We start from the raw sequence: 25,242 nt of genomic DNA, 5'->3' as shown, positions 1-25,242 counted from the left end.
TTTTTTCGCGGGTTCACGCCAGAAAACCTGCGCTTGTCGCAAAAGTATCGACATGCCGCTTGATCCGTGAGATCAGAATGGTTACATATGCAACTAAATTCATCTCCGAACCGGGAGGACGTCATGGATCAGAGAACCGAGAGCAGTCAAAATCTTGCCGGAAACGGCCGTAACTCGGCGGGTCTGGAATATATGCCGGGCTTCGGCAATGATTTTGAAACCGAGGCTCTGCCGGGCTCCCTTCCGCAGGGCATGAACAGCCCGCAGAAATGTGCCTACGGGCTTTACGGCGAGCAGCTTTCGGGCACTGCCTTTACCGCTCCCAGCCACCAGAACGAACGCACCTGGTGTTACCGCATCCGTCCGTCTGTCAAGCACACGAGCCGGTTCAGAAAGATCGACCTTCCGTACTGGAAATCTGCGCCGAATGTCTGCAATGACGTCGTTTCGCTCGGTCAGTACCGCTGGGATCCGGTGCCGCATTCCGGCGAAGACCTCAACTGGCTGACCGGCATGCGCACCATGACGACCGCCGGCGACGTCAACACCCAGGTCGGAATGGCCAGTCACATCTACCTGATCACCAAGTCGATGGAGGATGAATATTTCTACTCCGCCGACAGCGAGCTGCTGGTGGTGCCGCAGGAAGGCATCTTGCGCTTCTGCACGGAATTGGGCGTGATCGAACTGGAGCCGAAGGAGATCGCCATCCTGCCGCGTGGTCTTGTCTACCGTGTCGAGCTCGTGGACGGTCCTGCGCGTGGTTTTGTTTGCGAAAACTATGGCCAGAAATTCGAACTGCCGGGCAGGGGGCCGATCGGTGCCAACTGCATGGCCAACCGCCGCGATTTCAAGACGCCTGTGGCGCACTATGAAGACCGCGACGCCCCGTCCACGGTGACCGTAAAATGGTGCGGACAGTTTCACGAAACCAGGATCGACCATTCGCCGCTCGATGTCGTCGCCTGGCACGGCAACTACGCGCCCTGCAAATATGATCTCAGAAACTATTGCCCGATCGGCTCGATCCTGTTCGACCATCCCGATCCGTCAATCTTTACGGTGCTGACGGCGCCGTCCGGCGTGCCGGGCACCGCCAACATTGATTTCGTGCTTTTCCGCGAGCGCTGGATGGTGATGGAAAACACCTTCCGCCCGCCCTGGTATCACAAGAACATCATGTCGGAGCTGATGGGCAACATCTACGGCCAGTACGATGCCAAACCGCAGGGTTTCGTCCCGGGCGGCATGAGCCTGCACAACATGATGCTGCCGCACGGACCGGACAACAATGCGTTTGAAGGCGCGTCCAATGCCGACCTGAAGCCGGAAAAGCTCGACAACACAATGTCCTTCATGTTCGAGACCCGTTTCCCGCAGCACCTGACGGAGTTTGCCGCCAAGGAAGCGCCCCTGCAGGACGATTACATTGACTGCTGGGACTCGCTGGGCAAAAAATTTGATGGCACGCCTGAAGGAACCTGGAACAAGTAGGCAGACCATTCGGCATTTGACCGGTCGCAAACCGTAGATCAAGCCTTGCCGGTATGGTGACCTGCGCCTCAGGTAACGGTTGCATGCAACGACCGTGTTCCGGCACATCTGCCGGAGCCCGCACAAGAATAACGGCTGGAAGCCCCAGGAGGCTTTCCGGGAGAAACCATCGCCGGGCACGACGAACCTGGCGAGCATTAGGAGCACAAAACCCGATGAAACTGGCAACGCTCAAGGATGGCAGCCGCGACGGCAAGCTGGTGGTGGTCAACGACCGCCTGACCTTCTGCACCGACGCAAGCCACATCGCGCCGACATTGCAGGCCGCGCTTGACGATTGGGAGCATGTGGAGCCGAAGCTGAAGCTGTTGGCTGAAAGCCTGTCCCACGAAGCCGTACCGACGCTCCGCTTTCACGAGCACGAGGCTCTGTCGCCGCTTCCGCGTGCCTATCAGTGGGCCGACGGCTCGGCCTACGTCAACCACGTCGAACTGGTGCGCAAGGCCCGCGGCGCGAAGATGCCGGAAAGCTTCTGGACGGATCCGCTGATGTATCAGGGCGGCTCGGATGCGTTCCTGGCTCCACGCGACCCGATTTCCATGCGCGAAGAAGCCTGGGGCATCGATATGGAAGGCGAGATCGCCGTCGTCACCGACGATGTGCCGATGGGGGTGAGCGCCGAAGCTGCGCGCGATCACATTCTTCTGGTGCTGCTGGTCAACGATGTTTCCTTGCGCGGTCTGATCCCTGCCGAGCTTGGCAAGGGCTTCGGCTTCTTCCAGTCCAAGCCGTCTTCGGCCTTTTCGCCGGTGGCTGTCACGCCGGATGCGCTTGGCGATGCCTGGAAGGGTGGCAAGCTGCATCTGCCGCTTCATGTCGACCTCAATGGTCAGCCGTTTGGCCGCGCGAACGCGGGCATCGACATGACCTTCGATTTCGGCCAGCTGATCGCCCATGCAGCCAAGACCCGGCCGCTCAGTGCCGGTACGATCATCGGATCCGGCACGGTCTCCAACAAGCTGGATGGCGGTCCGGGCAAGCCGGTTTCTGATGGCGGTGTCGGTTATTCCTGCGTTGCCGAAATCCGAATGATCGAAACGATCAATACGGGCGAGGCCAAGACACCCTTCCTGAAATTCGGTGACACGGTTCGCATCGAGATGCTCGATTCGGAAGGCCATTCGATCTTCGGCGCCATCGAGCAGACGGTGGAGAAATACGAAGGGCCTTAATCGGTCCCTGCGGACCTTCGCTCCCATCGACGGGATGTAAACCCACCCCACCCCCTCCCCGCAAGGGGAGGGGAAGTGGGCTTTGCGATGCGCAAACGAAAAGAAAACTTCAGCTCGGACCCTCGCTAGGGCCGGGGCGAATGAAAATCGGACCAGTTCCCTCCCTGTGGGAGGAGCGGGGATGGGGTTTCCATCCCGTAGAAAGACAAAAGCGCTGCGTTGGGCCAAGCCTTTGCGCCGCCGGGGATATTTCAGGGAGAAGGCCATGCCTTACGTCGAGCCGCTGGACCGCAAGGATCTGCCTCAATTCGAGGAAAAGTTTGCGCGCTACGATGCAATTCGCGGCTTTCTGCCAAACTCGATCCTGACCATGGCGCGCCGGCCGAATATCGCCAAGGCGTTCATGGAGTTGAACCAGGCGGTTCTTTACGAAGGTACTGTGCCGGAAGACCTGAAGATAATGGTGGCGCTGATGACCTCCATGGCGACCGGCTGCCGCTATTGTCAGGGGCATATGGCCAATCTCAGTCACGTCTACGATGTGCCGGACGAAAAGATTGCGGCTGTCTGGGACTGCGAGACATCGCCGCTCTTCACGGAGGCCGAGAAGGCCGCGCTGGTGCTGGCGCGCGAGGCTGCCGGTGTTCCCAACGGCGTTACGGACGCGCACTTTGAAGCGCTCAAGGCCCATTTCAATGATGCCGAGATTGTGGAGATCGTCGCCTCGATCTCCCTCTTCGGCTACCTCAACCGGTGGAACGACACCATGGCAACCACAATGGAAGCCCATCCGGCCGCTGTCGCCAAAAAGGCGATGCCTGCATGGGATGAAGGCAAACACGGAGCTTCGAAATGAGCAAACAATTCGCATCTGTTGGAGACATGACCGAGAAGAAGATCTCCTTCAGCGAAATCGGCAAGGACCTCTGGGCCTTTACCGCCGAGGGCGACCCGAACACCGGCGTCATCATCGGCGATGACAGCGTCATGATCGTCGAGGCGCAGGCGACCCCTGAACTCGCCAACAAGGTGATCGAAAAAGTCCGGTCCGTCACGGACAAGCCGATCAGCCATCTCGTGCTGACCCATTATCACGCCGTGCGCGTACTGGGGGCTGCCGCCTACAAGGCGCCGACCGTGATCATGAGCGAGAAGGCCCGGTCCATGGTGGTGGAACGCGGCGCGCAAGACCGGGAATCCGAATTCATGCGCTTCCCGCGTCTGTTCATGGGCTATGACAACGTCAACGACATTCCGCCGCTGACCTGGCCGACGACAACCTTCAATGACCGCATGACCGTTTATCTGGGCAAGCGCCGGGTGGACCTCAGCTTCGTTGGGCGTGCCCACACCGCTGGCGACATCGTCATTCACGTGCCGGACGAGAACGTCATGTTCACCGGCGACATCGTCGAATATCACTCGGCCTGCTATTGCGGCGACGGCCATTTCAACGATTGGCCGACGACACTTGAGCGCATCCGCTCGTTCGATCTCGACGCCATTGCGCCGGGTCGGGGCGATGCTCTGGTGGGAAAGGACATGGTCAATGCGGCGCTGGATGCCACAGCTGACTTTGTCCGCTCGACCTATGAGCCGGTTGCCCGCGTGGCAAAGCGCGGCGGCTCGCTGAAGGAAGCCTGGGACGCCTGCCGCGCGGCCTGCGATCCGAAGTTCAAGGATTACGCGATCTACGAGCATTGCCTGCCGTTCAACGTCGCCCGCGCTTACGACGAGGCCCTGGACATCGACACGCCGCGCATCTGGACCGCGGAGCGCGACGCCCAGATGTGGGCAGACCTGCAGGGCTGACCCATGAGTGCAGTCCTGGATCACCTGCGCCTGATGGCCCGTAACAACGCATATGCCAATGAGCGGTTATATGAAGCTTGCTGCCGGCTGTCTCAGGCGGAGTTCGAGGCGGAAAGAACCGGGTTCTTTCCGTCGATCCGGGAAACGCTCAATCACAATTGGGAAGTGGACCGCTACTACCTTGATGCCTTGAAGGAGGAGGGGCAGGGTCTGTCAGTGTTCGACACACCGCATCTGCCTTCGGCAGCTGGCCTGAAAGAGGCGCAGCAGAGCGCAGATCGGGATCTGATAGAGTTTTGCGACCGGATCACGGAAGCCGATCTTGAGCGCGACATTGCGCAGGACCGGGGCAAGAGCGGCGTCTTTCAGGAAAGTGTCGCCAACACGTTGCTGCATCTCTTCCAGCACCAGATCCATCACCGTGGCCAGGTCCATGCCATGCTGTCAGGAACAAGCGTTGCGCCGCCTCAGCTCGACGAATTCTTCTTGAAGTTCGACCGACATCCGGCCGCGCAACGGTACTGGGAGACGGATTAGCGCTCTGGCACGAAGATCAGATGGGCGAGCCAGGCAAGGCCTGCGGCAAGAACAATGATCTCGCACAGCACAATGCTGATGCCTGCCATGCTCCAGTTATCGGCCAGCACGGTTGCAGGCGCTGCAATGAGAAGTGAAACGGCGACCACGGACATAAGCCCGGCGATAAGCCGGAGTGCCCATAGACGCCCGGACGATAAACTATTCTGACGTGTCACCATCGGCATATCACACCTCCTTCGGGGGGGGGGATGAATAACTAGAACGCGCAAACCCGCCAAGGGTTCCGCAAAACGTGCAAAGGCAGACCGGCACAGGAGGCCGGAAGGCCTCGTCAATTGGGAGAAACGCCTGTGACCAAATTGTTTGAAGCGCCGCTTTATCCCTACACGCGGTCTCAAGATCAGGACGCCGCAGCACCCGTTCGCCACCCGGTGGTGATCATCGGCGCCGGGCCGGTGGGCCTTGCCACAGCCATCGATCTGGCTCAGGCCGGTGTGCCTGTCGTCATTCTGGACGACAACGACAAGGTCAGTGTCGGCTCGCGGGCCATCTGCTTTTCCAAGCGGTCTCTGGAAATCTTCGACCGTCTGGGATGCGGTGACGAGATGGTCGACAAGGGCGTTGTCTGGAACGTCGGCAAGGTGTTTTTCGGGGACCGGCAGGTCTATGATTTCAACCTGCTGCCGGAACAGGGCCACAAGCGTCCGGCCTTTATCAATCTGCAGCAGTATTATTGCGAACTCAACCTGGTCGAGCGCATCCGCGCGCTGCAGGTGGAAGGCAAGCCGGTGGAAATCCGTGGTGGTAGCCGCGTCGCAAACCTCAATCAGCGGGATGACCACACGCTGGTGACCGTGGAAACTGCAGATGGCGCTTACAATCTGGAAGCGGACTGGCTGATTGCCTGCGATGGTGCCGGCTCGCCCTCGCGCCGGATGCTCGACCTCGACTTCGTCGGCCGGGTGTTCGAAGACAACTTCCTGATCGCCGACGTCATCATGAAGGCGGATTTCCCGACCGAACGCTGGTTCTGGTTCGATCCGCCCTTCAACAAGGACCAGTCCGCTCTTCTGCACAAGCAGCCGGACGGTGTCTGGCGCATCGATCTCCAGCTAGGTTGGGACATCGACAAGGAAGAAGAAAAGAAACCGGAGAACGTCATTCCCCGGCTCAAGCAGATGCTCGGGCAGGACGTGGAGTTCGATCTGGAGTGGGTGTCGATCTATACCTTCCAGTGCCGGCGTATGGAGAAATTCCGCCACGGCCGTGTGATCTTCGCTGGTGACAGCGCACATCAGGTCTCGCCCTTCGGTGCGCGCGGCGCCAACTCCGGTTTCCAGGACGCTGATAATCTCGGCTGGAAGCTGAAACTGGTTCTCGACGGCAAGGCACCGGAAAGCCTCCTGGACAGTTATGCCTTCGAACGGGAAATGGCGGCCGACGAGAACATTCTGCAAAGCTCGCGTTCGACCGATTTCATCACGCCGAAATCCGAAATCAGCCGCATTTTCCGCGATGCCGTGCTGGACCTGTCCGAACACCATGCCTTTGCCCGGCCGCTGGTCAATTCCGGACGGTTGTCTGTCCCTTGCGTTTATGACGGCTCGACGCTCAACGGCCCGGACGCGGAAGGCTTGCCTGCGCGCACGCGGCCAGGAAGCCCGGCGACGGATGCGCCCCTGGCAGACGGTTGGTTGCTGGATTGGCTCCGCAGCGGTTTCCATCTGTTGGGGATCGGCACCGAGGTGCCGGAGACCCTCCAGATAGACGGCATCGACATCACCGGTGTCAGCATTCCAGCTGCCGCTGCCGGTCAGGAGCTCAAAGCCAGATATCTCGGCGATGCCGCTTCGGCAGTTTATCTGATCCGGCCGGATCAGCATGTGGCCGCACGCTGGACGGCCTATGACCGCACTGCGGTCGAAAATGCACTCGCAATTGCACTTGGGAAAGGCGGAGAAGCCTGATGGCGGAGATTGTCACCACACCGAACCTGCAAAATCCGGACGGATTTTATGCCGAACTGCTGACCTCCCATGAAGGTCTCACCAAGGCCGAAAGCGATGCGTACAATGCCAGGCTGATCCTGCTGATGGCAAACCAGATTGGCGACCGTGAAGTGCTTTCAAGACTTCTCGATGCGGCCAAACGATAGGCTGAAACCAGTGCCGCGAGGGGGGCTGTATCCTGCGTATTGCGGCTTTTGACAGGTGGTGTGAAAGCCGCGGGCTTTCACACCATTGGCAGAATTACAGCTCTGCTTCATCGTTTTGGAAGCGATCGAAGGCAATTGGATTTAATTTAGGCAAAAATTATTTTTAAATAAACAGGCAGTATCGCCTTGTCGCAAAAGAGTAAAAACCGCCTGATTTATTTTGTGATGACGAGCGATAGTCAGACCCGAGATTCTTCACCAATTGTTTAGCCGCTCACACTTTCAATCTTGGAAAGTGCGGGGGAAACAATGTCCAGGTTACTTACACCTTTAAAGAATGTGCGCCTTTCGGCGAAAGTAGGTGGTGGCTTTGCGGCCATGATCCTTGTGGCGGCTGCCGTGGGCGCCGTCGGTACGATGGCAATTCTTGGTCTCAGGACCCAGTCTGACGTCAGCGCAAAGGCTACGACCGCAATGGCGAACCTTCAACAGGTTGCTCAGGCGCAGGAAGCCTATCTCTCGGATCGAACGACGGATCTGGCCGACGCGGCAAGGCAGCAGATCGATCACCTGGAATGGGCGCTTGTCACCCTCGACGGGGTTTCGCGGGCTGGAGACGGGGAAACGGCCACCGCGGAAGCCATTGCGCTGGTCGGCCAGCTCAGCGGCGAGTTCGACGGTGTTGTCCAGGCTGTCGAGAACCGGCAGGCCCAGGTCGACAAGCTGCTGCGCTCCGCCGTCAATCTGGCAACCATCGCTTCCCAGATCAACGACAAGATGAGCAAGATCCAGCGGGACGCCGGCAGCGCCGCCAAGACGGCATCCGGAACCCGAAACCGGGCCGACAAGGTCGGTCGCATGCTGTCGGATATGGAAGACCTCGTGGCTGGTCTGGAAGCAAGGATTGCCGAAGCGGAGGCCGGCGGCGAGCTGTCTTCTGAAACCGCGGCGGCCATTCTGGAGGGTACGCAAAGCCTGGCCAAGACGGCTGCGAAGGCAGGCAAGCTGAAGGTGGATGGCGTCGACCCGGCACGGGTCAAGGCGCTCGCGGATATGGCGGCTGCACTTGGAGAAAAACTGCCGAAGCTGGAAGGGGAAGGGGCTCGACCGGCACCGGTGCCGGCCGCAGTTGCCGCAGACCTTGCCGTGGGCCTCGAACACCTTCACGAACAGGCCTCGGCCTTGCGCAAGGTCGTCTACGCGGCAACGGATGAAGCCAAGTCGATTGCCGGCAAGGCAACCTCCCAGCTCGGTATTGTCGACCTCGTCAATGTGAATGTGAACAAGTACCAGAACGCGTCCCTGGAGATCCGCTCTGCGACCATGGAGTATTTCGCCGGTTTCGACACGATCGGAGCTGATGAAGTGCTCAACCGGATCGAGACGCTGCGCTACATAGCCAACCTGTTGAAGGCGGATAGTGCCGCTTTCCCGGAAATCGCAGACGCGATTGCCGCCATCGAGACAGAGGTTGCCACCTATGAGGCCGAGTTTGCGGCCATGGTGGCCACCAAGGATGCGTTCGACGCCAAGCGGGAAGAGCTCGTAGCGATATCCGGCAAGGTTCGCAGTGTCATCACGGCGCTGGCCGAGGCCCAGTCTGCAAGCGCTTATGCACGGGCAGATACCGCACTCGGGCTGATCGCGATTGCGCTCGTGGCGGCGGTTGCTGCCGGAGGCCTGCTCGCCTTTGTGCTTTCGCTTGTAATCACCCGTCCGACGCGGGCACTGACGCAAGCCATGGGCCGTCTTGCCGAAGGGGATATCGACGCCGTCATTCCGTCAACCGATCAGCGAGACGAGATTGGCGACATGAGCCGCACGGTTCAGGTGTTCCAGGAAAACGCCCGCGAACGCCTGCGCCTGGAGAGCGAGGCCGATGCCCATCGCCAGGCCCAGAATGCGCGTCAGCAGGAAGTCGAGGATCTGATCCAGAGCTTCCGGGGAGAAATCCAGGGTCTCCTGAGTGCCCTCGACGAAACAGCGGCTGGAATGTTCAACACCGCCTCGGCACTCGGCGGCATCGCCGAGAGCAGTGCGGAACAGGCCGGCGACACTTCGCGCGTCAGTGAAGATGCCAGCATGAGCGTTGAAAACGTGGCCGGTGCGGCAGAGGAACTGTCGGCATCCATTGCCGAAATCGGCGAGCAGGTGCGCCGGTCGTCCGACATCGTCACCTCTGCAACGAACGCGGTTCACGACACCAACGGCAAGGTGCAGGGACTGGCAGAAGCTGCCTCGAAGATCGGCGAAGTGGTCAGCCTGATCCAGGCGATTGCCGAACAGACCAATCTTCTGGCCCTCAATGCCACGATCGAGGCCGCACGGGCAGGGGAGGCCGGCAAGGGCTTTGCCGTTGTTGCCGCCGAAGTGAAGGAACTGGCGACGCAGACCTCCAGGGCAACAGAAGAAATATCCTCCCAGATCCAGACCATTCAGAACTCCACCAGCGAGGCAGTTGAAGCCATCGGCGCAATTTCCTCAACCATGGAAGAGGTCAACGGCTACACGCAGGGAATATCGGCCGCGGTCACCCAGCAGGGGGCGGCGACAAACGAGATTTCCGGCAACGTTCAGCGGGCAGCGCAGAGCACCCAGGCGGTTCAATCCAATATGTCCAGTCTGGCGCGGGCGGTTGATGAAACCAAGGAAGCATCCGGCGATGTCCTGGCTGCCTCTGGGGATCTGAGCAATCGCAGCCGGGCCCTGAAAGAGGGGATCGAAACCTTTCTCAGCCGCGTTGCAGCAGCCTGATCCCAACCGGGCGAGATAGCATATAGACGCCCCGCTGGTACGCTCGCCGGCGGGGCGTCTTTTTTCGCACTTGAAACAAGCGTGCTGTTCGCGTCTCCTGCTTTTCAGACACGGCACAGGACCTTTCCGGTGTTGGCGGTTTCCTTGCTGAAGGGGGGCACGACAATGGAAACCTGAGACAAGAATGATATTGCAACTCATTCGCAAAAACTTGACAGTTGCGAATGAGTTGCAATATCACTTGCAGAAGTGATCTTGATACCGGGATATGGTGATGCTGAAAAAACTCGTTCTGACGGTCTCTCTCGCAGCGATTGCTGCTGGACCGGCAACGGCAGCCTTCGCAAAGGACAAGATGAAGGTGGTGACCACGTTCACCGTTCTTGCCGATATGGCGCAAAATGTTGCCGGTGAGGCTGCCGACGTGGTGTCGATCACGAAACCGGGCGCGGAAATTCACGGCTATGAGCCGACACCGCAAGACATCGTTCGGGCCTCCGACGCGGACCTGATCCTGTGGAACGGCATGAACCTTGAGCGATGGTTCGAGCAGTTCCTGTCCAACCTCGGCGACATCCCCTCGGTAACGCTGACGGACGGGATCGAACCGATCTCGATTGCGGCAGGCGCCTATGAGGGCAAGCCGAACCCGCATGCCTGGATGGGCCTGGACAACGCGCTGATCTATATCGACAATATTTCCAGGGCATTTGCCGAACACGACCCCGACAATGCGGCCACCTATGCTGCCAACGCGGAGGCCTACAAGACCAGGCTGCGCGAAACCATCGAGCCGCTACGCCAGGCCGTTGCCGACATTCCGGAAGACAAGCGCTGGCTTGTGACCTGTGAAGGCGCATTCAGCTACCTTGCGCGCGATTTCGGCATGAAGGAGCTCTATCTCTGGCCGATCAATGCCGATCAGGTCGGCACGCCGCAGCAGGTCCGCTCGGTGATTGACGGGGTGCGCGAACACGACATTCCGGTCGTCTTCTGCGAAAGCACGGTGAATACCTCGCCCGCCAAACAGGTCGCCCGGGAAACCGGCGCAAGATACGGCGGCGATCTTTACGTCGATTCCCTGAGCGAGGCGAACGGCAAGGTGCCGACCTATCTGGATCTGCTCAAGGTCACGTCGGGCACGGTTGTCGACGGACTGAAATCCACCGCGGAGTAAAGCACCGTATCAGGAAGTGACGGGCGGCACGGACCCGACACCGCCCTTGATTGTGTCAACGGAACTGCGGAATGTACTGGAAAGTGTAAATGCTGAACGTCATCAAGGACCCGGTTATGGAAATGCCCAACGTCAGGGACGATGACGGAATTGCAGCCGACGACGTGACCGTTACCTACCGCAATGGGCACACGGCACTCTGGAATGCCAGTTTCTCGATCCCCCGCGGCACCGTCACGGCTCTTGTCGGTGTGAACGGGGCAGGCAAGTCCACCCTGTTCAAGGCCATCATGGGCTTTGTTCCGGCGGCCAAGGGGCGCATCCGCATCCTGGACATGCCTGTGCGGGATGCGCTGAAGAAAAACCTCGTTGCCTATGTGCCCCAGTCCGAGGAAGTCGACTGGTCGTTTCCCGTCCTCGTGGAGGACGTGGTGATGATGGGCCGGTATGGCCACATGGGCTTCCTGCGCCGGCCGAAACCGGCAGACCATGCGGCTGTCGATCAGGCGCTGGCGCGTGTAAACATGCAGGATTTCCGGCATCGGCAGATCGGGGAACTCTCCGGTGGCCAGCGCAAGCGCGTCTTTCTTGCCCGCGCTCTTGCCCAGGACGGACAGGTGATCCTTCTGGACGAGCCCTTCACCGGGGTCGACGTGAAAACCGAAGAACAGATCATTGCCTTGCTGCGGGAAATGCAGGCCGAGGGCAGGGTGATGCTGGTGTCGACGCACAATCTCGGGTCCGTACCCGAATTCTGCGACAGGACAGTGCTGGTCAAGGGAACGGTGCTGGACTACGGACCGACGGCCACAACCTTCACCCGTGCGAACCTGGAAAAGGCCTTTGGCGGCGTATTGCGCCATTTCACGATTTCCGACCAGACACTGCACACCGACGGCGATCAGCGAACCGTGACCATTCTGACCGACGACGAGCGTCCGTTCGTTCAATATGGCGACCAGGTGCAGGTCAGGGAGGGGCGCGACTGATGGAGCCTTTCAGTTTCACCTATCTGCTTGAACCCTTTCAATACAGCTACATGACCAACGCCATGTGGGTGTCGGCACTTGTCGGCGGCGTTTGCGCCTTTCTGTCGTCCTATCTGATGCTGAAGGGCTGGTCGCTGATCGGCGATGCCCTGTCTCACTCGGTCGTGCCGGGCGTCGCCGGGGCCTATATCCTGGGCCTGCCGTTTTCGCTCGGCGCGTTTCTCGCGGGCGGGCTTGCAGCCGGGGCCATGCTGTTCCTGTCAGAACGTTCGGGCCTTAAGGTCGACGTTATCATCGGCCTCATCTTCACGTCCTTCTTCGGCCTTGGCCTCTTCATCGTTTCCATCAGCCCGACCTCTGTCTCGGTGCAGACGATCACCATGGGCAATATTCTGGCAATCACGCCGGAAGACACCTTGCAACTGGCCATCATCGGTTTCGTGTCGCTGGCGATCCTGACTTTGAAGTGGAAGGATCTGATGGTCACCTTCTTCGATGAAAGCCACGCTCGTACAATCGGACTGAGGCCCGGTCTCTTGAAGGCGATCTTCTTCGTGCTTCTGTCTGCATCCGTTGTTGCGGCCATGCAGACGGTCGGCGCTTTTCTGGTCATCGCAATGGTGGTGACGCCCGGCGCGACGGCCTATCTCCTGTGCGACCGCTTTCCGCGCCTCATTCTGACGTCTATCGCCATCGGCACGCTGACGAGCTTCGCTGGGGCCTATATCAGCTATTTTCTGGACGGGGCGACTGGCGGCATCATCGTTACCCTGCAGACGCTGGTTTTCCTGATCACTTTCGTGCTGGCGCCAAAACACGGCCTCCTGGCCGCCCGCCGCAAATCGGCAGAGGCCCTGCGCCGCGGATATCCCCTGGAGGAGGCGCAATCGAAGACAGGAGATCAGGCGTGATGGATCTCGACACCCTTCTGCTGCCGTTCAAATTTCCCTTCATGCAGAACGCGTTTCTCATCTGTGTGATCGTGTCGATCCCGACGGCACTGCTGTCCTGTTTTCTGGTCATCAAGGGCTGGGCCCTGATGGGGGATGCCGTCAGTCATGCGGTCCTGCCCGGCATTGTGCTCGCCTATATCTTCGGCATTCCGTTGATCATTGGCGCCTTTGCCGCCGGCATGGTCTGTGCCGTCCTGACGGGCTATCTGTCCGGTAACAGCCGGGTGAAGCAGGACACGGTGATGGGGGTCGTCTTTTCCGGCATGTTCGGTGTCGGCATCGTGCTCTATGTCTCGATCCGCACGAACGCCCATCTGGATCATATCCTGTTCGGCAATATGCTTGGTGTGGAACGTCACGAGCTGATCACAGCCGGCGTTATTGCCCTGTTTGTAGGTGGTGCGCTGGTGCTCAAGTGGAAAGATCTGCTGCTGCACAGCTTCGATCCTGCCCAGGCGCAGGCGTCAGGCCTGCCGGTCCAGGTGCTGCACTATGGCCTCCTTGCGGCATTGTCCCTGACGATTGTTGCCACTTTGTCGGCTGCGGGCCTCATTCTGGCGGTCGCATTGCTGATCGCGCCGGGGGCAATTGCGTTCCTGCTGGTGCGCACCTTCAAGACGATGCTCTACGTCGCGGTGCTGGTCTGCATGGCCTCGATGGTGGCTGGCACCTACGCCAGCTTCTTTCTCGACAGTGCCCCCGCGCCCACGATCGTGCTGATTCTGACGGCGGTGTTCCTTGCAGCCTTCGCCCGCCGTCAGGTTTTGACCCGCCAAGCATCCCAGCGCCGTGCGGAAGATACGGCGTAGCGGCCTGCCGCCCACATTCTGAATAGCCCCCCGCTCAAGACGGCCAGCACTGGTTCCCGGCAGTTTTGACGCTATCTGGGTAGAAGTCTTGGTCTTGAACGGCTTCGATGGCCTTTCGAGGTCGGGCTCTATATCCTGGCTAGGCGATGAGGAGGGACCATTTCTTGAACGTCATTCTGCGTTGCTCCGCTTACAAATTGGTACACCTTATCGATTGTTGGACTACGGGATTTGCCGTAGAAAATCAGTTTCCGCATACAACCGTTGTCGGCAGTGCCGGCAAGTTCTGATCGGAGTTCCAATTGTCAACCTGGAAACAGCTCGTCCTTACACTTCTGGTCGTCATCGTGGCCGCCGGGCTTTGGGTTCGCTTCTATCCGGGTGCCGGTGCGCAGCTCAGCGCCTGGGGCATCGACTGGCTGGATTTTGCCGTGGCCGACGCGACGCCGGAACAGGGCGACAAACCACGCCGTGGCCGGGGAGGGCCGCAAGGGGCGGTCGTCGCAACTCCGGTGGTCGAGATCACCATCAATGACCGCTTGTCCGCCATCGGCACCAGCACGGCGCTGCAATCCGTAGCCGTGACACCCTATACCAGTGGCCGCATGACCGAGGTTCTGGTCAAATCCGGTGCCACTGTGAAAGCGGGCGACGCTATCGCCAAACTGGATCTGGACGCCGAACAGATCGCCGTTGAACGGGCCGCGAATGCCCTCAAGGATGCCGAGGCGCGGCTGCAGCGGATACAGGTGCTGCGCAAGACCAACACCGCCACTGCCGTGCAGGTGACCGATGCGGAGCTCGCGGTTGAGAATGCGCGGCTGGAACTGCGCGAAGCCGAACTGGCGCTGTCCCGCCGCTCCATCGAGACGCCCATCGGCGGCGTTGTCGGTATTCTGCCCATCACCGCAGGCAACTATGTTTCGTCGCAAACCGTCATCGCAACCATCGATGACCGCAGCGAAATTCTCGTCGATTTCTGGGTGCCGGAGCGCTACGCGGCGGCCATCACGGTCGGCTCTCCGATCACCGCCACGTCGGTTGCCCGTCCGGGAGAAACCTTTGAGGGGGTTATCAGCGCCGTCGACAACCGTATCGATATCGACAGCCGGACGCTCCAGGTGCGTGCGCGTTTTCCGAACAAGGCCGACAAGCTGAGAGCCGGCATGTCGTTTCAGGTCTCGATGAAGTTTCCGGGCGACAAATACCCGGCGGTCGATCCGCTGGCCGTGCAATGGGGATCGGATGGCGCCTTTGTCTGGGCGGTGCGCGACGGCAAGGGCGTGCGCGTTCCGGTCAGCATCATTCAGCGCAACACGGACAGCGTTCTGGTTGATGCGGAGCTGACAGTCGACGACGAAGTCGTGACCGAAGGCATTCATCTGGTGCGCAATGGTGCCGAGCTGACGGTTGCAGACCGCAAGCAGGCACCGGCGTCCGATACGCCGGTAACACCTGTTTCTAGCGGAAGCGGTTCCTGAAGTCTGACCTGAAGGTCTTGGAGAGATTGCCATGCAGATGGACCGTTTGAAACAACTGGGCATCACCGGCCTGTTCGTCCGGCGCCCGGTTCTTGCCTTCGTGATCAACATGCTGATCGTGGTCGCAGGCATCGCGGCAATCTTCGGCATCGAAGTGCGCGAACTGCCCGATGTCGACCGCCCGGTCATTACCGTCAGCACGGATTATCCGGCTGCCGCCGCCGAAACCATTGACCGCGAAGTGACCGGTGTCATCGAAGGCGCCGTGGCGCGTGTCTCCGGTGTCAAGGCGATCTCTTCTTCCTCTTCTTTTGGCCGCAGCCGCGTGACGGTGGAATTTGCCGACGATGTCGATCTCGATGTTGCCGCATCCGACATGCGCGATGCGCTCGGGCGTATCACCAACGACCTGCCGGAAGACGCCGAACCATCGCGTATCATCAAGGCGGATGCCAATGCCCAACCGGTGTTGCGCCTGGGGGTGACCTCCGACCGCATGTCGGTCGAGGACATGACGGTGCTGGTGGAAGACGAGATTTCCGATGCACTGGCTGCTGTTCCGGGTGTGGCCGATGTCCAGGTCTATGGCGACCGCGACAAGATCTTCCGCATCGACATCGATCAGGCCAAGATGGCCAGTCTCAATCTGACCATCGCCGATGTGGCAAAGGCTCTGTCGTCGATGGCCTTCGACACGCCAGCAGGCTCGCTCACCAGTCAGAACCAGGACCTGATCGTGAGGGCGACAGCGTCCATCGACACGCCGGAAGAATTCGAAAGCGTCATTATCAATCGCCGCGCCCGGCTGCGCGACTTCGTAACGGTGACGCTTGGCCCTGATCTTGGCCAGACTCAGTTGCGTGCCAACGGCAAGTCCGGCATTGGCCTTGGCATCATTCGTTCGGCCCAGTCGAACACTCTGGAGATTTCGGAAGGTGTGCGCGCCGCCGTCGAGCGTATCCAGGAAAACCTGCCGGAAGGCATGACCATCGAGGTGACCAGCGACGACGCCACCTTCATCAATGGCGCCATTCATGAGGTCGAGATTGCCCTGGCCATCTCGGTCAGCATCGTTCTGCTGATCATCTTCATTTTCCTGTGGGACTGGCGGGCGACCATCATACCCGGCGTATCCCTGCCTGTGGCGCTGATCGGCACGCTGGCGGCGATCTATCTTGCCGGCTTCTCCATCAACATCCTCACGCTGCTGGCTCTGGTGCTGGCAACCGGCCTTGTGGTCGATGATGCCATCGTGGTGCTGGAAAACATCGTCCGTCGTCGCAACGAGGGCATCGGCCCTCGGGCGGCGGCGGTTCTGGGGGCCGAAGAGGTTTTCTTCGCGGTGCTGGCAACCACGGCAACGCTGATCGCCGTCTTCGTGCCGCTGTCTTTCCTGCCGGGGCAGACCGGAGGGCTGTTCCGCGAATTCGGCTTCGTGCTTGCGATTGCCGTGTTCCTGTCGTCCATCGTCGCGCTGTCGCTCTGTCCCATGCTGGCCTCGCGCATCCTCAAGAGCAAACCCGGCGGGCAGACCAGCGATCACGGCGGTGCCGCGGGCGGCCTCGGACGGTTCCTGAGCGGGCTCTACCGGCGCTGCCTGCATGCCTGCCTCGACGCACCGATTGTGGTCGTCGCCGTCTCGCTGCTGTTTGCCGCAACCGCAGGCGTGCTGTTTCCCACCATCAAGACGGAGCTGACGCCGACCGAAGACCGCTCGATTGCCTTCATGCGCATTTCTGCGCCCCAGGGTGTCAGTCTGGATTACCTGTCGCAGCAGATGCGCGACATCGAAAATCTGCTCGAGCCCTACCGGGACAACGGCGAGATCATCAGCACCTTCTCCATTGCGGGCACCGGCGGGTCGAAAAACAGCGGCTTCATCGTCATGCGTCTGGCGCCCTGGGATGAACGCGAGCGCTCGCAGCAGCAGATCCTGTCGGAAGTCAGTTCGCTTGTGCGCAATGTCCCGGGCGTGCGGGCCTTTGCCTTCCAGCCCAACAGCCTTGGCATTCGCGGGGCCGGCTCCGGGCTTCAGTTTGCCGTTGCAGGCAGCAACGATTATGCGACGCTGGGCGCAGCGGCCGACAAGATCGTCACCGCGATGGAACAGGATCCGCGGTTCCGCCAGGTACGGCTGTCCACCGAAGCGACCCAGCCGCAGCTTTCCGTTTCCATCGACCGGGAGCGCGCTTCTGATCTTGGCATCGACATCAACGGCCTGGGCACGGCCATGCAGGCCATGCTGGACGGCCGCAAGATCGGGCAGGTCTTCATCAACGACCAGGCCTATGACGTGAAGTTCGTGTCCACCTCCAACCCGATCAACGACCCGACGGACATGGAGAACATCTTCATCAAGACAGGCGATGGCCGCTTCGTACCCGTCTCGACCATCGCCAGCCTGGTGGAAAAGGCCGTGCCGCCGGCGCTTGCCCGCGAGCAACAATTGCGCTCCGTTGCCATAACGGCGGGGCTTGCGGATGATTTTGCCCTCGGCAATGCCTATGAGGAAGCTCTGAAGATCGCAGAGCCGCTGCTGCCACCCGGTGCCCGCATCGTGCCGCTGGCGGAAACGGCAACGCTTGGGGAACAGTCGTCCTCCATGGCGCGCACCTTCGGCTTTGCGATCGTCATCATCCTGCTTGTGCTGGCGGCCCAATTCGAAAGCTTCATCAGCGCGCTCATCATCATGGCAACAGTGCCGCTTGGCCTGGCCTGCGCGGTCTTTGCCATGCTGCTCACCGGAACGACACTCAACGTCTATTCCCAGATCGGCCTGGTGCTGCTTGTGGGCATCATGGCAAAGAACGGCATCCTGATCGTGGAATTCGCCAATCAGTTGCGCGATCGCGGGCAGGGGCTGCGCGAGGCAATCGAAAACGCCTCCAATATCCGCCTGAGGCCGGTGATGATGACCATGATCTGCACCATTGTCGGCGGCGTTCCGCTGATCATGGCCAGCGGGGCAGGGGCCGAAGCGCGCATTGCTCTGGGGTTTGTTATCGTCGGTGGGCTCGGCCTTGCGACCATCTCGACGCTGTTCCTGACGCCGGTAGCCTATCTCCTGCTCGGGCGTTTCATCACCCCGGCCGTTCAGGAGGAAGAACGCCTTCACAAGGAAATGGATGCGGCACGGGCAATGGGCCAGCAGCCGGGCGAGTGACGCTGGCGCACCCCGGTCACGCTCGCCAATCAAGCGAAGGCCGGTCTGGACGAAGCGTCGAGCCGATCCGGACCCGCACACTTGTGCGCCGTATTGGCGAGCATGCAGGACCATACGCCTCGGGAGGCGGTGCTTTTCCGCAAATGGTACAGGAATTTTCAGGGAAGAAACTGGCTGGGGTGGAAGGATTCGAACCTTCGCATGGCGGTACCAAAAACCGCTGCCTTACCGCTTGGCTACACCCCAAGGCCGTGGGGACGCTGTATAGCGAGCCTCGACCCTTTGCGCAAGTCTCCTCAAGCGCAAACTTTGAAGGGTCACGACCGGTTTTCCCCAGGTGCGTTGCAGAGCCTTCGTCCGGACGATTTGGCGCTGTTTCCAACAGCTTCCATCTTGCCTGGCGAGACCCCAGGATCGCGTCCGATAGCTGAAAAACGGTTGAATTCGATTTTGGCGCGCTGAGGTTGTTCACAGTTTCAAAAAAGTGACATTCGGCAATTCAAATCGCTTGCGGGATCAGACCAGCTTTGCTACATGACGCTCCACACAGCGAGGGCTTGCCCCGCTGTTCCCGATGAGCCTAGCTTACTAAGCTCATATTCTGTGTCGGAGTGTAGCGCAGCCTGGTAGCGCACCTCGTTCGGGACGAGGGGGTCGGAGGTTCGAATCCTCTCACTCCGACCATTTTCTTCATTAAAATCTGAAGATCAGGCGCTTTCCGCGGTCTCTGCCGGGCTGAAGGCGGTCGACGCGCTCAATCAGCTCAACGCAATCCGCCAGGGTGGCACCATTGCCGGAGTGCGCATCGGCATCGGCATCTCCCGCGAGGAAAGCAGCTCGTCGGAGGTTAGCGCCATCGCCCGCACCGCCACGCTGTCGGCGGGCAACGACATGTCCCTGGAGGCGGGACGCGACATCACCGCCAAGGGCGCCCGGATCGACGCCGGCAACGATATCGCCATGGCGGCGGGACGGGATGTCATCCTGGAATCGGCGCAAAACCATCTCGCCTATGAGGGCGAAAGCTCCAGCATGTCCGCGGGCATCGGGCTGACGCTTGGTGTTGGCGCCAGTGGCAAGAATGGCGCCCCCGGCGCCAGCCTCAGCCTGGGGCTGGATGTCTCCGGCCAGCAGAGTTCCTACAGCCAATCGCAGACCTATCACACCAACACGGATGTGACGGCGGGCGGCAACGTGTCGGTCGCAACCGGCCGGGACCTTGCCCTGAAGGGCGCGCGGATTGAAGCCGACAGTGCCGATCTCGACATCGGCCGCAACCTCACCATCGAAAGCCGGCTGGACACGGCCGAAGGCTCCAACCAGAGCAGCGGCTACAGCGTCGGGGTTTCCGTTGGCATCGGGCTGGGGGCAGATGGCGCCGGGCCCACCTTCGGCGCCTCGGCCAGCGTCAACGGGGCCAAGGGCTCCAACAGCTCGGCCTGGGTGAACGCCCCCTCCGGCATCGTCACCGACAACGCGCTCAATGCCGATGTCGGCGAAACGACCTCCATCACCGGCGGGGTGATCGCCTCGCGCTCCGGCGACCTGACCCTTGAAACCGAGCGTCTGGAAACGGCGGATATCGACCTTCACCGCAAGGGCCGGCAGGTTTCCGGTTCGGTCGGCGTCAGCATAGGCTCCAATCCGGAAGGCAAGTCCAAACCGGGCATTACGGTGGAAGGGGCCTATTCCAACTCCGAAACCGAGGGCGTTGCCCGCGCCACCATCGGCGAGGGCGAGATCACCGTGCGCGACGGCGATGGCGACGGCATCAAGGCCGCCGACCTGGAAGCCGAGGCCGACGCGGCAGAAGCCGAAGGCGACACGGCCCGCGCCGAAGCCCTGCGCGCAGAAGCGGAGCTGGAGGCGGCGGAAGACACCACCGCCACCGAAACCCAACTTTCCAACCTCAACCGCGACCCGGACGCGGTGGTGGAAGTGACCTCGCAGAAGCAGGAAGGGTTTGAGCTTTATGTGAGTGATACGAGTGTCAGGGACGCTTTCAAAGCCGTCAAACTGGTTGGGCACGCAGCTTCTTCAATCGTTTCCAGTGTCATGGAAAGGATGGGAGATGAAAACCCAGGTATAAAAGACTTGGCCCAAGCCAAACGTGCGGGACACCTTTCGGACGAAGCGATCCTGACACAGCTTGCTGGTTGCAACCCTCAGCATGGCTTTAATCTCTGGCAATTGTTCGTTTCACCTGCCTACGCACAAGGAACTTGCTCTGTTACGACATCCAATGGGTATGTCATTAACCTGAGCGACGAAGAGACACGTCAATGCCTTGAGATCTATCTCGGCACTATGATCGCCAACCCGGAGGATGCCGGTCGTTGGGCGGATCTGCTCCGCAACGGGAACCTCACGGCGCCGGTCAGGGCAATGGGCGCAATCGCGGCCATGTCAAACGGCCCGTATGTAACAGGCTACGGAGAAGATGGCGAAGACCTTGTAACGACAGACGGCAATGGTCGTTTCCTCTATAAGAATACAGTTACAGGTGACTTATTCTTTGCCAATCCGCTGGATGTGGGGGATCCGGCAGTCATTTCTTATGTAAGCGACGCATCTGCGGTCGGTGGGCCGGGAACCAGCTTCACCACAGTAAGACTCGCTCTCGCTCCGAAGTTTGTTGGAAAAACAAAGGCTCCAAATAGGGTAACCAACGGACTGCCGGACAATCCTTCACAGCTTGGGCACGTCTTTGGAGATCGTCCGGGCCATCTGCCAGATACTCCTCAAAACAGGCAGTTGTTGGTCGATACGAGCAACAATCCGTCGAACTTGCATGGTACAGATAGATTCGGGAACGAAGTTCATACAATCACGCAAGCAGATGGATCACAGGTCTGGGTCTATACCCGAAATGGTGTCATTCAGAACGGCGGCGTTAACAATCCTCCGAAACAATGGGTTGAAGGGGTAGGGTTGCAATAGATGATGAAAATGGACGAAAAACAGTCGTACTTGGCGATGTTTTCATTCCTCGAAGACTACTACCATCGCACAAAGTCAGACGAGATTGGCGCGATGCTTGGGGCGATGTGTCTCGCCAGCGATGGAAAACCGATGGACCCTGCGTATTGGCACGAGTGGAAGCAGGCTGTTCAAAAGGCGATCAATGGCGAGGTGGACGCTGAGATGCGCCTAACTAAAAAGTCGGATCAAGAACCTTCGTAGCTGCGGAAATGCCCTTGCTCCGTTGCCTGATACGAACATTTCTGATGCTGCTTTTCGCGGCATTCGGATCGGTTGCGGCGGTTGCCACGCCTAGTGATTGGTCGCAGGTCAGCTACCCCGCCGTGTCGCATCAGCAAGGCACTCAGTCGCCTAATCTCACGAACACGGCCCAAGCACCACCGACAACCAGCAGAAATCTCACGTCTACCGGCAATACGCTCGCGCAAGCCGGCGATCTGCGCGCATTGGATGGCGTGGAAACCACTGGGTCGCTCTACACGCTTTTGCGTTCCTCTATTGCCACAAAGGGAGGAAGCGGACGGTTCAGCGGAATTCAAGCCCGAAATGTTGATGAGGCCCAGTTCCTTCGCAATGCTGAAGCAACATTTGGTGAGAGCACTACTTGGACAGGTGTAACTCGCCACCGTGGTGAACTGGTTGTTCAGCGTTCAGATATCGAGCTTAGCCTGCAAAACGTAACTAGGATGCGCAATGGGCAGGCACCCTTCGTCCGTAACGCGAATGGCGATTGGGAACCACTTCAACTGCACCATGTCGGACGCGAAACCGGTCAGATGATTGAGGTTACTCGGTCTCAAAACCGCTACAATCATTCGACTGGGGGGCCGCTCCATATTCCGGGGCTGGGAGGCCCGATCAGGCAACCGAACTATTCGCAGTCATACTGGCAACAGCGATATCAAGGATTTATCAACTCAGGGCAACTTGCTGAATGAGGAAAATTCATGAGTTATAACCGGAAGTTCGAAGAAATGTGTGCGGGTGGTGAGGTCTACGGGCCTGTCCCGGAGGCTGCGGTTGCAGCAGCAGAAGCAGACCTAGGTGTCAGATTTCCGGAACAATACAGAGATTTTTTGCAAAGATTTGGTTCCGGCTTGATCGGAGGTGTTGAAATCTATGGCTTGCCTGGCTTTGAAAAAAACGATCCGCCACTCTGGCAAGACGTGACAAAGGTGACAAAGCAGTTCAGGGATTGGGGACAAGCTGGGGCTGAGAACCCAGCATATATCCCGATTTCGGATGACGGCACTGGTATCTATTTTTTCCTCGATACGAAAGCGTCACCTAGAACGAAAATATTAGCTATAGGGCCGGGCGTTGAACGAGCGATATCGTCTGATTTGTTTACTTTCTTTGTTGATTTATCCGAGGGACGTATCCAACTCTGATCATTCCACCTGTCGCAGACTTTGATGCATTGAATCTATCCGATGTACGAACGATTCGTAGTGATCGTCGTATGGGTGAAGTGGTCCCATACAATGGTAATTGCGCCTGCGAGGTTCCCAGATCAGCATCAAGGTGACATCCATGGGACTGGGAGTGCTTTCAAGAACTTGATGCAGATGATTGGATCACCATAACGATGTCGTTAAGTATCAAGGAAGTCGACAAAATTTTCTCTGAACTAAATCAGTTTCGAGTACCGGATGACCATCGTGGCAACGCCCAAAAAAATGAATTCTGGAAGATAGAAGAAGCTGAACTTGCAGATGCTGAAAAACGCATGGGGATCATGATACCGCATGAACTCAGACGTTTTTATGCCAAAGTTGGGAGTGGCCATCTGGTACGAAGTCGCAAAGGGGTCCTACAGACCGACTATCTGAATATATTTGTGGACTTGCGACGCCTGAGTGAACTCTGGCTCCGTGAAGACGTGAGCTTTCAATACGATGCTGAGCTTGTCGCCGACGGAGAACTCCCTTTCTTTGATATGGGGAGTTACAGCTATTTTGTCCTTAGACCACATTCAGCTAACCCTAACGCGGTCTATGCGCCATATGACAAAAAACCCGTTTCTAACTCATTCAACGAGTTTGTTTTGCAACTTTACCAGGACACAACATTCTATCTTGACCATGAGGGCGACTACGAAGTCTGAAGGGAATGAAACAGTAAAACAGACTGCTGACCTGAGCCCGAGCTAGAAATGCCCCTATGAGCACGGGGAGACCTATCACACCAAAACGGATGTGACAGCGGGCGGCAACGTGTCGGTCGCAACCGGCCGGGACCTTGCCCTGAAGGGCGCGCGGATTGAAGCCGACAGTGCCGATCTCGACATCGGCCGCAACCTCACCATCGAAAGCCGGCTGGACACGGCCGAAGGCTCCAACCAGAGCAGCGGCTACAGCGCCGGGGTTTCCGTTGGCATCGGGCTGGGGGCAGACGGCGCCGGGCCCACCTTCGGCGCCTCTGCCAGCGTCAATGGGGCCAAGGGCTCCAACAGCTCGGCCTGGGTGAACGCACCCTCCGGCATCGTCACCGACAACGCGCTCAATGCCGATGTCGGTCAAACGACCTCGATCACCGGCGGGGTGATCGCCTCGCGCTCCGGCGACCTGACCCTTGAAACCGAGCGTCTGGAAACGGCGGATATCGACCTTCACCGCAAGGGCCGGCAGGTTTCCGGTTCGGTCGGCGTCAGCATCGGCTCCAATCCGGAAGGCAAGTCCAAACCGGGCATCACGGTGGAAGGGGCCTATTCCAACTCCGAGACCGAGGGCGTTGCCCGCGCCGCCATCGGCGAGGGCGAGATCATCGTGCGCGACGGCGATGGCGACGGCATCAAGGCCGCCGACCTGGAAGCCGAGGCGGACGCGGCAGAAACCGAAGGCGACACGGCCCGCGCCGAAGCCCTGCGCACCGAAGCGGAGCTGGAAGCGGCTGAAGATAAAACAACAACAGAAACCCAGCTTGCAAACATCAATCGCGATCCGGATGCGGTGGTGGAAGTGACCTCGCAGAAGCAGGAAGGGTTTGAGCTTTATGTGAGCGATACGGCGGTGCGGGCTGTTCAGAAATCGCTGAAAGAAGCGACGGCTCCCGGCGGCTTCATCGATAAATATCTACTCGGAAGAAATCTTACTGAGGACGAAAAAGCGAATATCAAGGATGCCGTGACTGCGGTTGGTGCAGGTGGTCACTTGGCCGGTTGTACTCTGAAAGAAGGTGGCGTTAACCCCTTCAATCCGCTGAATTGGTGGATTTCTTCGGCATTTGCTGCAGGTTCGGAATGCGGAATTATACTTCCTGACGGTTCGTTCAAGAGAATCAGCGTTGACACCTACGACAAGTGTAAAGACGCAATTTATGCTTATCTGAACAGCCTTGCGCTTTCAGAACGTCACGCTCTTCTGGAAAGTGCCGGCGTTGCTGTCGGAGAACAAAATGACCCAATGCTCGGGGGGGAGCTAAATGCCTGGTTGCGTCTCGCCGTAGCAAAACTCAATCAAGAAGACCCCTTGGGCGGAGACTTGCTTGCCTTCCAAAACGGGTATGACCTGGGACTCGAAGAACGTAAGATACTGGCTGCGAAGCTGGAAGCTATTAGAACTGATCCCAAACTATCTATCCAAGAAAAGAACGAAGCATTCCGTCAGAACGGTTTTGATATCGTTACCGAAGTGGCCATGGCCGTTGACCTGCTCCCCTGAAAGTTCCTCGTTTTGAGGTTAGTCTGTTCCCAATTTAAG

General features: G+C 59.1%; 21 protein-coding genes, 2 tRNA genes and 1 pseudogene. 22 read left to right on the top strand and 2 right to left on the bottom strand.

Going from position 1 to position 25,242, the window contains the following annotated elements; translation table 11 throughout:
* The first annotated feature begins 123 nt into the window (after window positions 1–123).
* The 5 genes from hmgA (at window position 124) to V1T76_RS00100 (ending at window position 5,075) form a co-directional block, all read left to right on the top strand.
* A complete protein-coding gene (gene hmgA, locus V1T76_RS00120; protein ID WP_330558603.1) occupies window positions 124–1,494 on the top strand; it encodes a homogentisate 1,2-dioxygenase in 1,371 nt (456 codons plus the stop codon).
* A gap of 215 nt (window positions 1,495–1,709) precedes the next feature.
* Window positions 1,710–2,726, top strand: coding sequence for a fumarylacetoacetate hydrolase family protein (locus tag V1T76_RS00115; protein ID WP_330558602.1), 1,017 nt, complete (start codon window positions 1,710–1,712; stop codon window positions 2,724–2,726).
* 265 nt (window positions 2,727–2,991) lie between these two features.
* Window positions 2,992–3,582: a carboxymuconolactone decarboxylase family protein gene (locus V1T76_RS00110; RefSeq protein WP_330558601.1), complete on the top strand. Its 591-nt coding sequence runs from the start codon at window positions 2,992–2,994 to the stop codon at window positions 3,580–3,582.
* Complete coding sequence (locus V1T76_RS00105; RefSeq protein WP_330558600.1) at window positions 3,579–4,538, top strand: MBL fold metallo-hydrolase; 960 nt, start codon at window positions 3,579–3,581, stop codon at window positions 4,536–4,538. The genes V1T76_RS00110 and V1T76_RS00105 overlap by 4 nt, the downstream gene beginning before the upstream one ends.
* Window positions 4,539–4,541: 3 nt before the next feature.
* Window positions 4,542–5,075 (top strand): DinB family protein, encoded by a 534-nt coding sequence (locus tag V1T76_RS00100; RefSeq protein WP_330558599.1) that lies wholly within the window; start codon window positions 4,542–4,544, stop codon window positions 5,073–5,075.
* Here V1T76_RS00100 and V1T76_RS00095 read toward each other — a convergent pair.
* Complete coding sequence (locus V1T76_RS00095; protein WP_330558598.1) at window positions 5,072–5,302, bottom strand: hypothetical protein; 231 nt, start codon at window positions 5,300–5,302, stop codon at window positions 5,072–5,074. The two genes, V1T76_RS00100 and V1T76_RS00095, sit on opposite strands and share 4 nt — an antisense overlap.
* A gap of 126 nt (window positions 5,303–5,428) precedes the next feature.
* Between V1T76_RS00095 and V1T76_RS00090 the strand changes: the two genes are divergently transcribed.
* From V1T76_RS00090 to V1T76_RS00050, 9 genes are all read left to right on the top strand, one after another.
* Window positions 5,429–7,045, top strand: coding sequence for an FAD-dependent oxidoreductase (locus V1T76_RS00090; RefSeq protein WP_330558597.1), 1,617 nt, complete (start codon window positions 5,429–5,431; stop codon window positions 7,043–7,045).
* Window positions 7,045–7,233 carry a DUF2783 domain-containing protein gene (locus tag V1T76_RS00085; RefSeq protein ID WP_330558596.1) on the top strand — a complete coding sequence of 63 codons (189 nt, stop codon included), beginning with the start codon at window positions 7,045–7,047 and terminating at the stop codon, window positions 7,231–7,233. The genes V1T76_RS00090 and V1T76_RS00085 overlap by 1 nt, the downstream gene beginning before the upstream one ends.
* A gap of 309 nt (window positions 7,234–7,542) precedes the next feature.
* Window positions 7,543–9,987 (top strand): methyl-accepting chemotaxis protein, encoded by a 2,445-nt coding sequence (locus V1T76_RS00080; protein WP_330558595.1) that lies wholly within the window; start codon window positions 7,543–7,545, stop codon window positions 9,985–9,987.
* 274 nt (window positions 9,988–10,261) lie between these two features.
* Complete coding sequence (locus V1T76_RS00075; RefSeq protein WP_442970059.1) at window positions 10,262–11,164, top strand: metal ABC transporter substrate-binding protein; 903 nt, start codon at window positions 10,262–10,264, stop codon at window positions 11,162–11,164.
* A 116-nt stretch (window positions 11,165–11,280) separates the two neighbouring features.
* Window positions 11,281–12,153 carry a manganese/iron ABC transporter ATP-binding protein gene (locus V1T76_RS00070; protein ID WP_330559392.1) on the top strand — a complete coding sequence of 291 codons (873 nt, stop codon included), beginning with the start codon at window positions 11,281–11,283 and terminating at the stop codon, window positions 12,151–12,153.
* The gene (locus tag V1T76_RS00065) at window positions 12,153–13,064 is read left to right on the top strand and encodes a metal ABC transporter permease (RefSeq protein WP_330558593.1); all 912 of its coding nucleotides are present in this window, start codon (window positions 12,153–12,155) and stop codon (window positions 13,062–13,064) included. Before V1T76_RS00070 ends, V1T76_RS00065 begins: the two co-directional genes overlap by 1 nt.
* The gene (locus V1T76_RS00060; protein ID WP_330558592.1) at window positions 13,064–13,915 is read left to right on the top strand and encodes a metal ABC transporter permease; all 852 of its coding nucleotides are present in this window, start codon (window positions 13,064–13,066) and stop codon (window positions 13,913–13,915) included. The genes V1T76_RS00065 and V1T76_RS00060 overlap by 1 nt, the downstream gene beginning before the upstream one ends.
* 302 nt (window positions 13,916–14,217) lie before the next feature.
* Window positions 14,218–15,396: an efflux RND transporter periplasmic adaptor subunit gene (locus V1T76_RS00055; protein ID WP_330558591.1), complete on the top strand. Its 1,179-nt coding sequence runs from the start codon at window positions 14,218–14,220 to the stop codon at window positions 15,394–15,396.
* Between the two features lie 31 nt (window positions 15,397–15,427).
* Window positions 15,428–18,559, top strand: coding sequence for an efflux RND transporter permease subunit (locus V1T76_RS00050; protein WP_330558590.1), 3,132 nt, complete (start codon window positions 15,428–15,430; stop codon window positions 18,557–18,559).
* A 171-nt stretch (window positions 18,560–18,730) separates the two neighbouring features.
* Here the strand turns inward: V1T76_RS00050 and V1T76_RS00045 are convergent.
* Window positions 18,731–18,805 (bottom strand) — tRNA-Gln (locus tag V1T76_RS00045).
* A gap of 361 nt (window positions 18,806–19,166) precedes the next feature.
* Between V1T76_RS00045 and V1T76_RS00040 the strand changes: the two genes are divergently transcribed.
* The 8 genes and pseudogenes from V1T76_RS00040 (at window position 19,167) to V1T76_RS00005 (ending at window position 25,203) form a co-directional block, all read left to right on the top strand.
* Window positions 19,167–19,243: transfer RNA gene (locus V1T76_RS00040), tRNA-Pro, on the top strand.
* 114 nt (window positions 19,244–19,357) lie between these two features.
* Window positions 19,358–21,499, top strand: a complete 2,142-nt coding sequence (locus V1T76_RS00035) for a hemagglutinin repeat-containing protein (RefSeq protein WP_330558589.1) — start codon at window positions 19,358–19,360, stop codon at window positions 21,497–21,499.
* Window positions 21,500–21,742 carry a hypothetical protein gene (locus V1T76_RS00030; RefSeq protein WP_209168733.1) on the top strand — a complete coding sequence of 81 codons (243 nt, stop codon included), beginning with the start codon at window positions 21,500–21,502 and terminating at the stop codon, window positions 21,740–21,742.
* 44 nt (window positions 21,743–21,786) lie between these two features.
* Window positions 21,787–22,479, top strand: a complete 693-nt coding sequence (locus tag V1T76_RS00025) for an HNH/ENDO VII family nuclease (RefSeq protein ID WP_330558588.1) — start codon at window positions 21,787–21,789, stop codon at window positions 22,477–22,479.
* A gap of 9 nt (window positions 22,480–22,488) precedes the next feature.
* The gene (locus V1T76_RS00020; RefSeq protein ID WP_330558587.1) at window positions 22,489–22,932 is read left to right on the top strand and encodes an SMI1/KNR4 family protein; all 444 of its coding nucleotides are present in this window, start codon (window positions 22,489–22,491) and stop codon (window positions 22,930–22,932) included.
* Between the two features lie 197 nt (window positions 22,933–23,129).
* Complete coding sequence (locus tag V1T76_RS00015; protein ID WP_330558586.1) at window positions 23,130–23,648, top strand: SMI1/KNR4 family protein; 519 nt, start codon at window positions 23,130–23,132, stop codon at window positions 23,646–23,648.
* Window positions 23,649–23,724: 76 nt separating this feature from the next.
* Window positions 23,725–23,880: pseudogene (locus tag V1T76_RS00010) on the top strand (hemagglutinin repeat-containing protein); the annotation flags it as partial.
* Window positions 23,860–25,203, top strand: coding sequence for a hypothetical protein (locus V1T76_RS00005; protein ID WP_330559391.1), 1,344 nt, complete (start codon window positions 23,860–23,862; stop codon window positions 25,201–25,203). The pseudogene V1T76_RS00010 and the gene V1T76_RS00005, both read left to right, overlap by 21 nt.
* The last annotated feature ends 39 nt before the right edge of the window (window positions 25,204–25,242 follow it).

Source organism: Roseibium sp. FZY0029 (assembly GCF_036350355.1).
Lineage (GTDB): Bacteria > Pseudomonadota > Alphaproteobacteria > Rhizobiales > Stappiaceae > Roseibium.
Note: the sequence above shows the minus strand (reverse complement) of the source record. Positions and strands in the feature narration are given on the sequence as shown.

Excerpts from the sequence above, each read along its gene's own strand:
- V1T76_RS00110 (WP_330558601.1), top strand. The coding sequence starts at position 2,992 with ATGCCTTACGTCGAGCCGCTGGACCGCAAGGATCTGCCTCAATTCGAG.
- hmgA (WP_330558603.1), top strand. The coding sequence starts at position 124 with ATGGATCAGAGAACCGAGAGCAGTCAAAATCTTGCCGGAAACGGCCGT.
- V1T76_RS00095 (WP_330558598.1), bottom strand. The coding sequence starts at position 5,302 with ATGCCGATGGTGACACGTCAGAATAGTTTATCGTCCGGGCGTCTATGG.
- V1T76_RS00070 (WP_330559392.1), top strand. The coding sequence starts at position 11,281 with ATGGAAATGCCCAACGTCAGGGACGATGACGGAATTGCAGCCGACGAC.
- V1T76_RS00030 (WP_209168733.1), top strand. The coding sequence starts at position 21,500 with ATGATGAAAATGGACGAAAAACAGTCGTACTTGGCGATGTTTTCATTC.
- V1T76_RS00085 (WP_330558596.1), top strand. The coding sequence starts at position 7,045 with ATGGCGGAGATTGTCACCACACCGAACCTGCAAAATCCGGACGGATTT.
- V1T76_RS00020 (WP_330558587.1), top strand. The coding sequence starts at position 22,489 with ATGAGTTATAACCGGAAGTTCGAAGAAATGTGTGCGGGTGGTGAGGTC.
- V1T76_RS00015 (WP_330558586.1), top strand. The coding sequence starts at position 23,130 with ATGTCGTTAAGTATCAAGGAAGTCGACAAAATTTTCTCTGAACTAAAT.
- V1T76_RS00105 (WP_330558600.1), top strand. The coding sequence starts at position 3,579 with ATGAGCAAACAATTCGCATCTGTTGGAGACATGACCGAGAAGAAGATC.
- V1T76_RS00050 (WP_330558590.1), top strand. The coding sequence starts at position 15,428 with ATGCAGATGGACCGTTTGAAACAACTGGGCATCACCGGCCTGTTCGTC.
- V1T76_RS00060 (WP_330558592.1), top strand. The coding sequence starts at position 13,064 with ATGGATCTCGACACCCTTCTGCTGCCGTTCAAATTTCCCTTCATGCAG.
- V1T76_RS00100 (WP_330558599.1), top strand. The coding sequence starts at position 4,542 with ATGAGTGCAGTCCTGGATCACCTGCGCCTGATGGCCCGTAACAACGCA.
- V1T76_RS00025 (WP_330558588.1), top strand. The coding sequence starts at position 21,787 with ATGCTGCTTTTCGCGGCATTCGGATCGGTTGCGGCGGTTGCCACGCCT.
- V1T76_RS00080 (WP_330558595.1), top strand. The coding sequence starts at position 7,543 with ATGTCCAGGTTACTTACACCTTTAAAGAATGTGCGCCTTTCGGCGAAA.
- V1T76_RS00075 (WP_442970059.1), top strand. The coding sequence starts at position 10,262 with ATGCTGAAAAAACTCGTTCTGACGGTCTCTCTCGCAGCGATTGCTGCT.
- V1T76_RS00115 (WP_330558602.1), top strand. The coding sequence starts at position 1,710 with ATGAAACTGGCAACGCTCAAGGATGGCAGCCGCGACGGCAAGCTGGTG.
- V1T76_RS00065 (WP_330558593.1), top strand. The coding sequence starts at position 12,153 with ATGGAGCCTTTCAGTTTCACCTATCTGCTTGAACCCTTTCAATACAGC.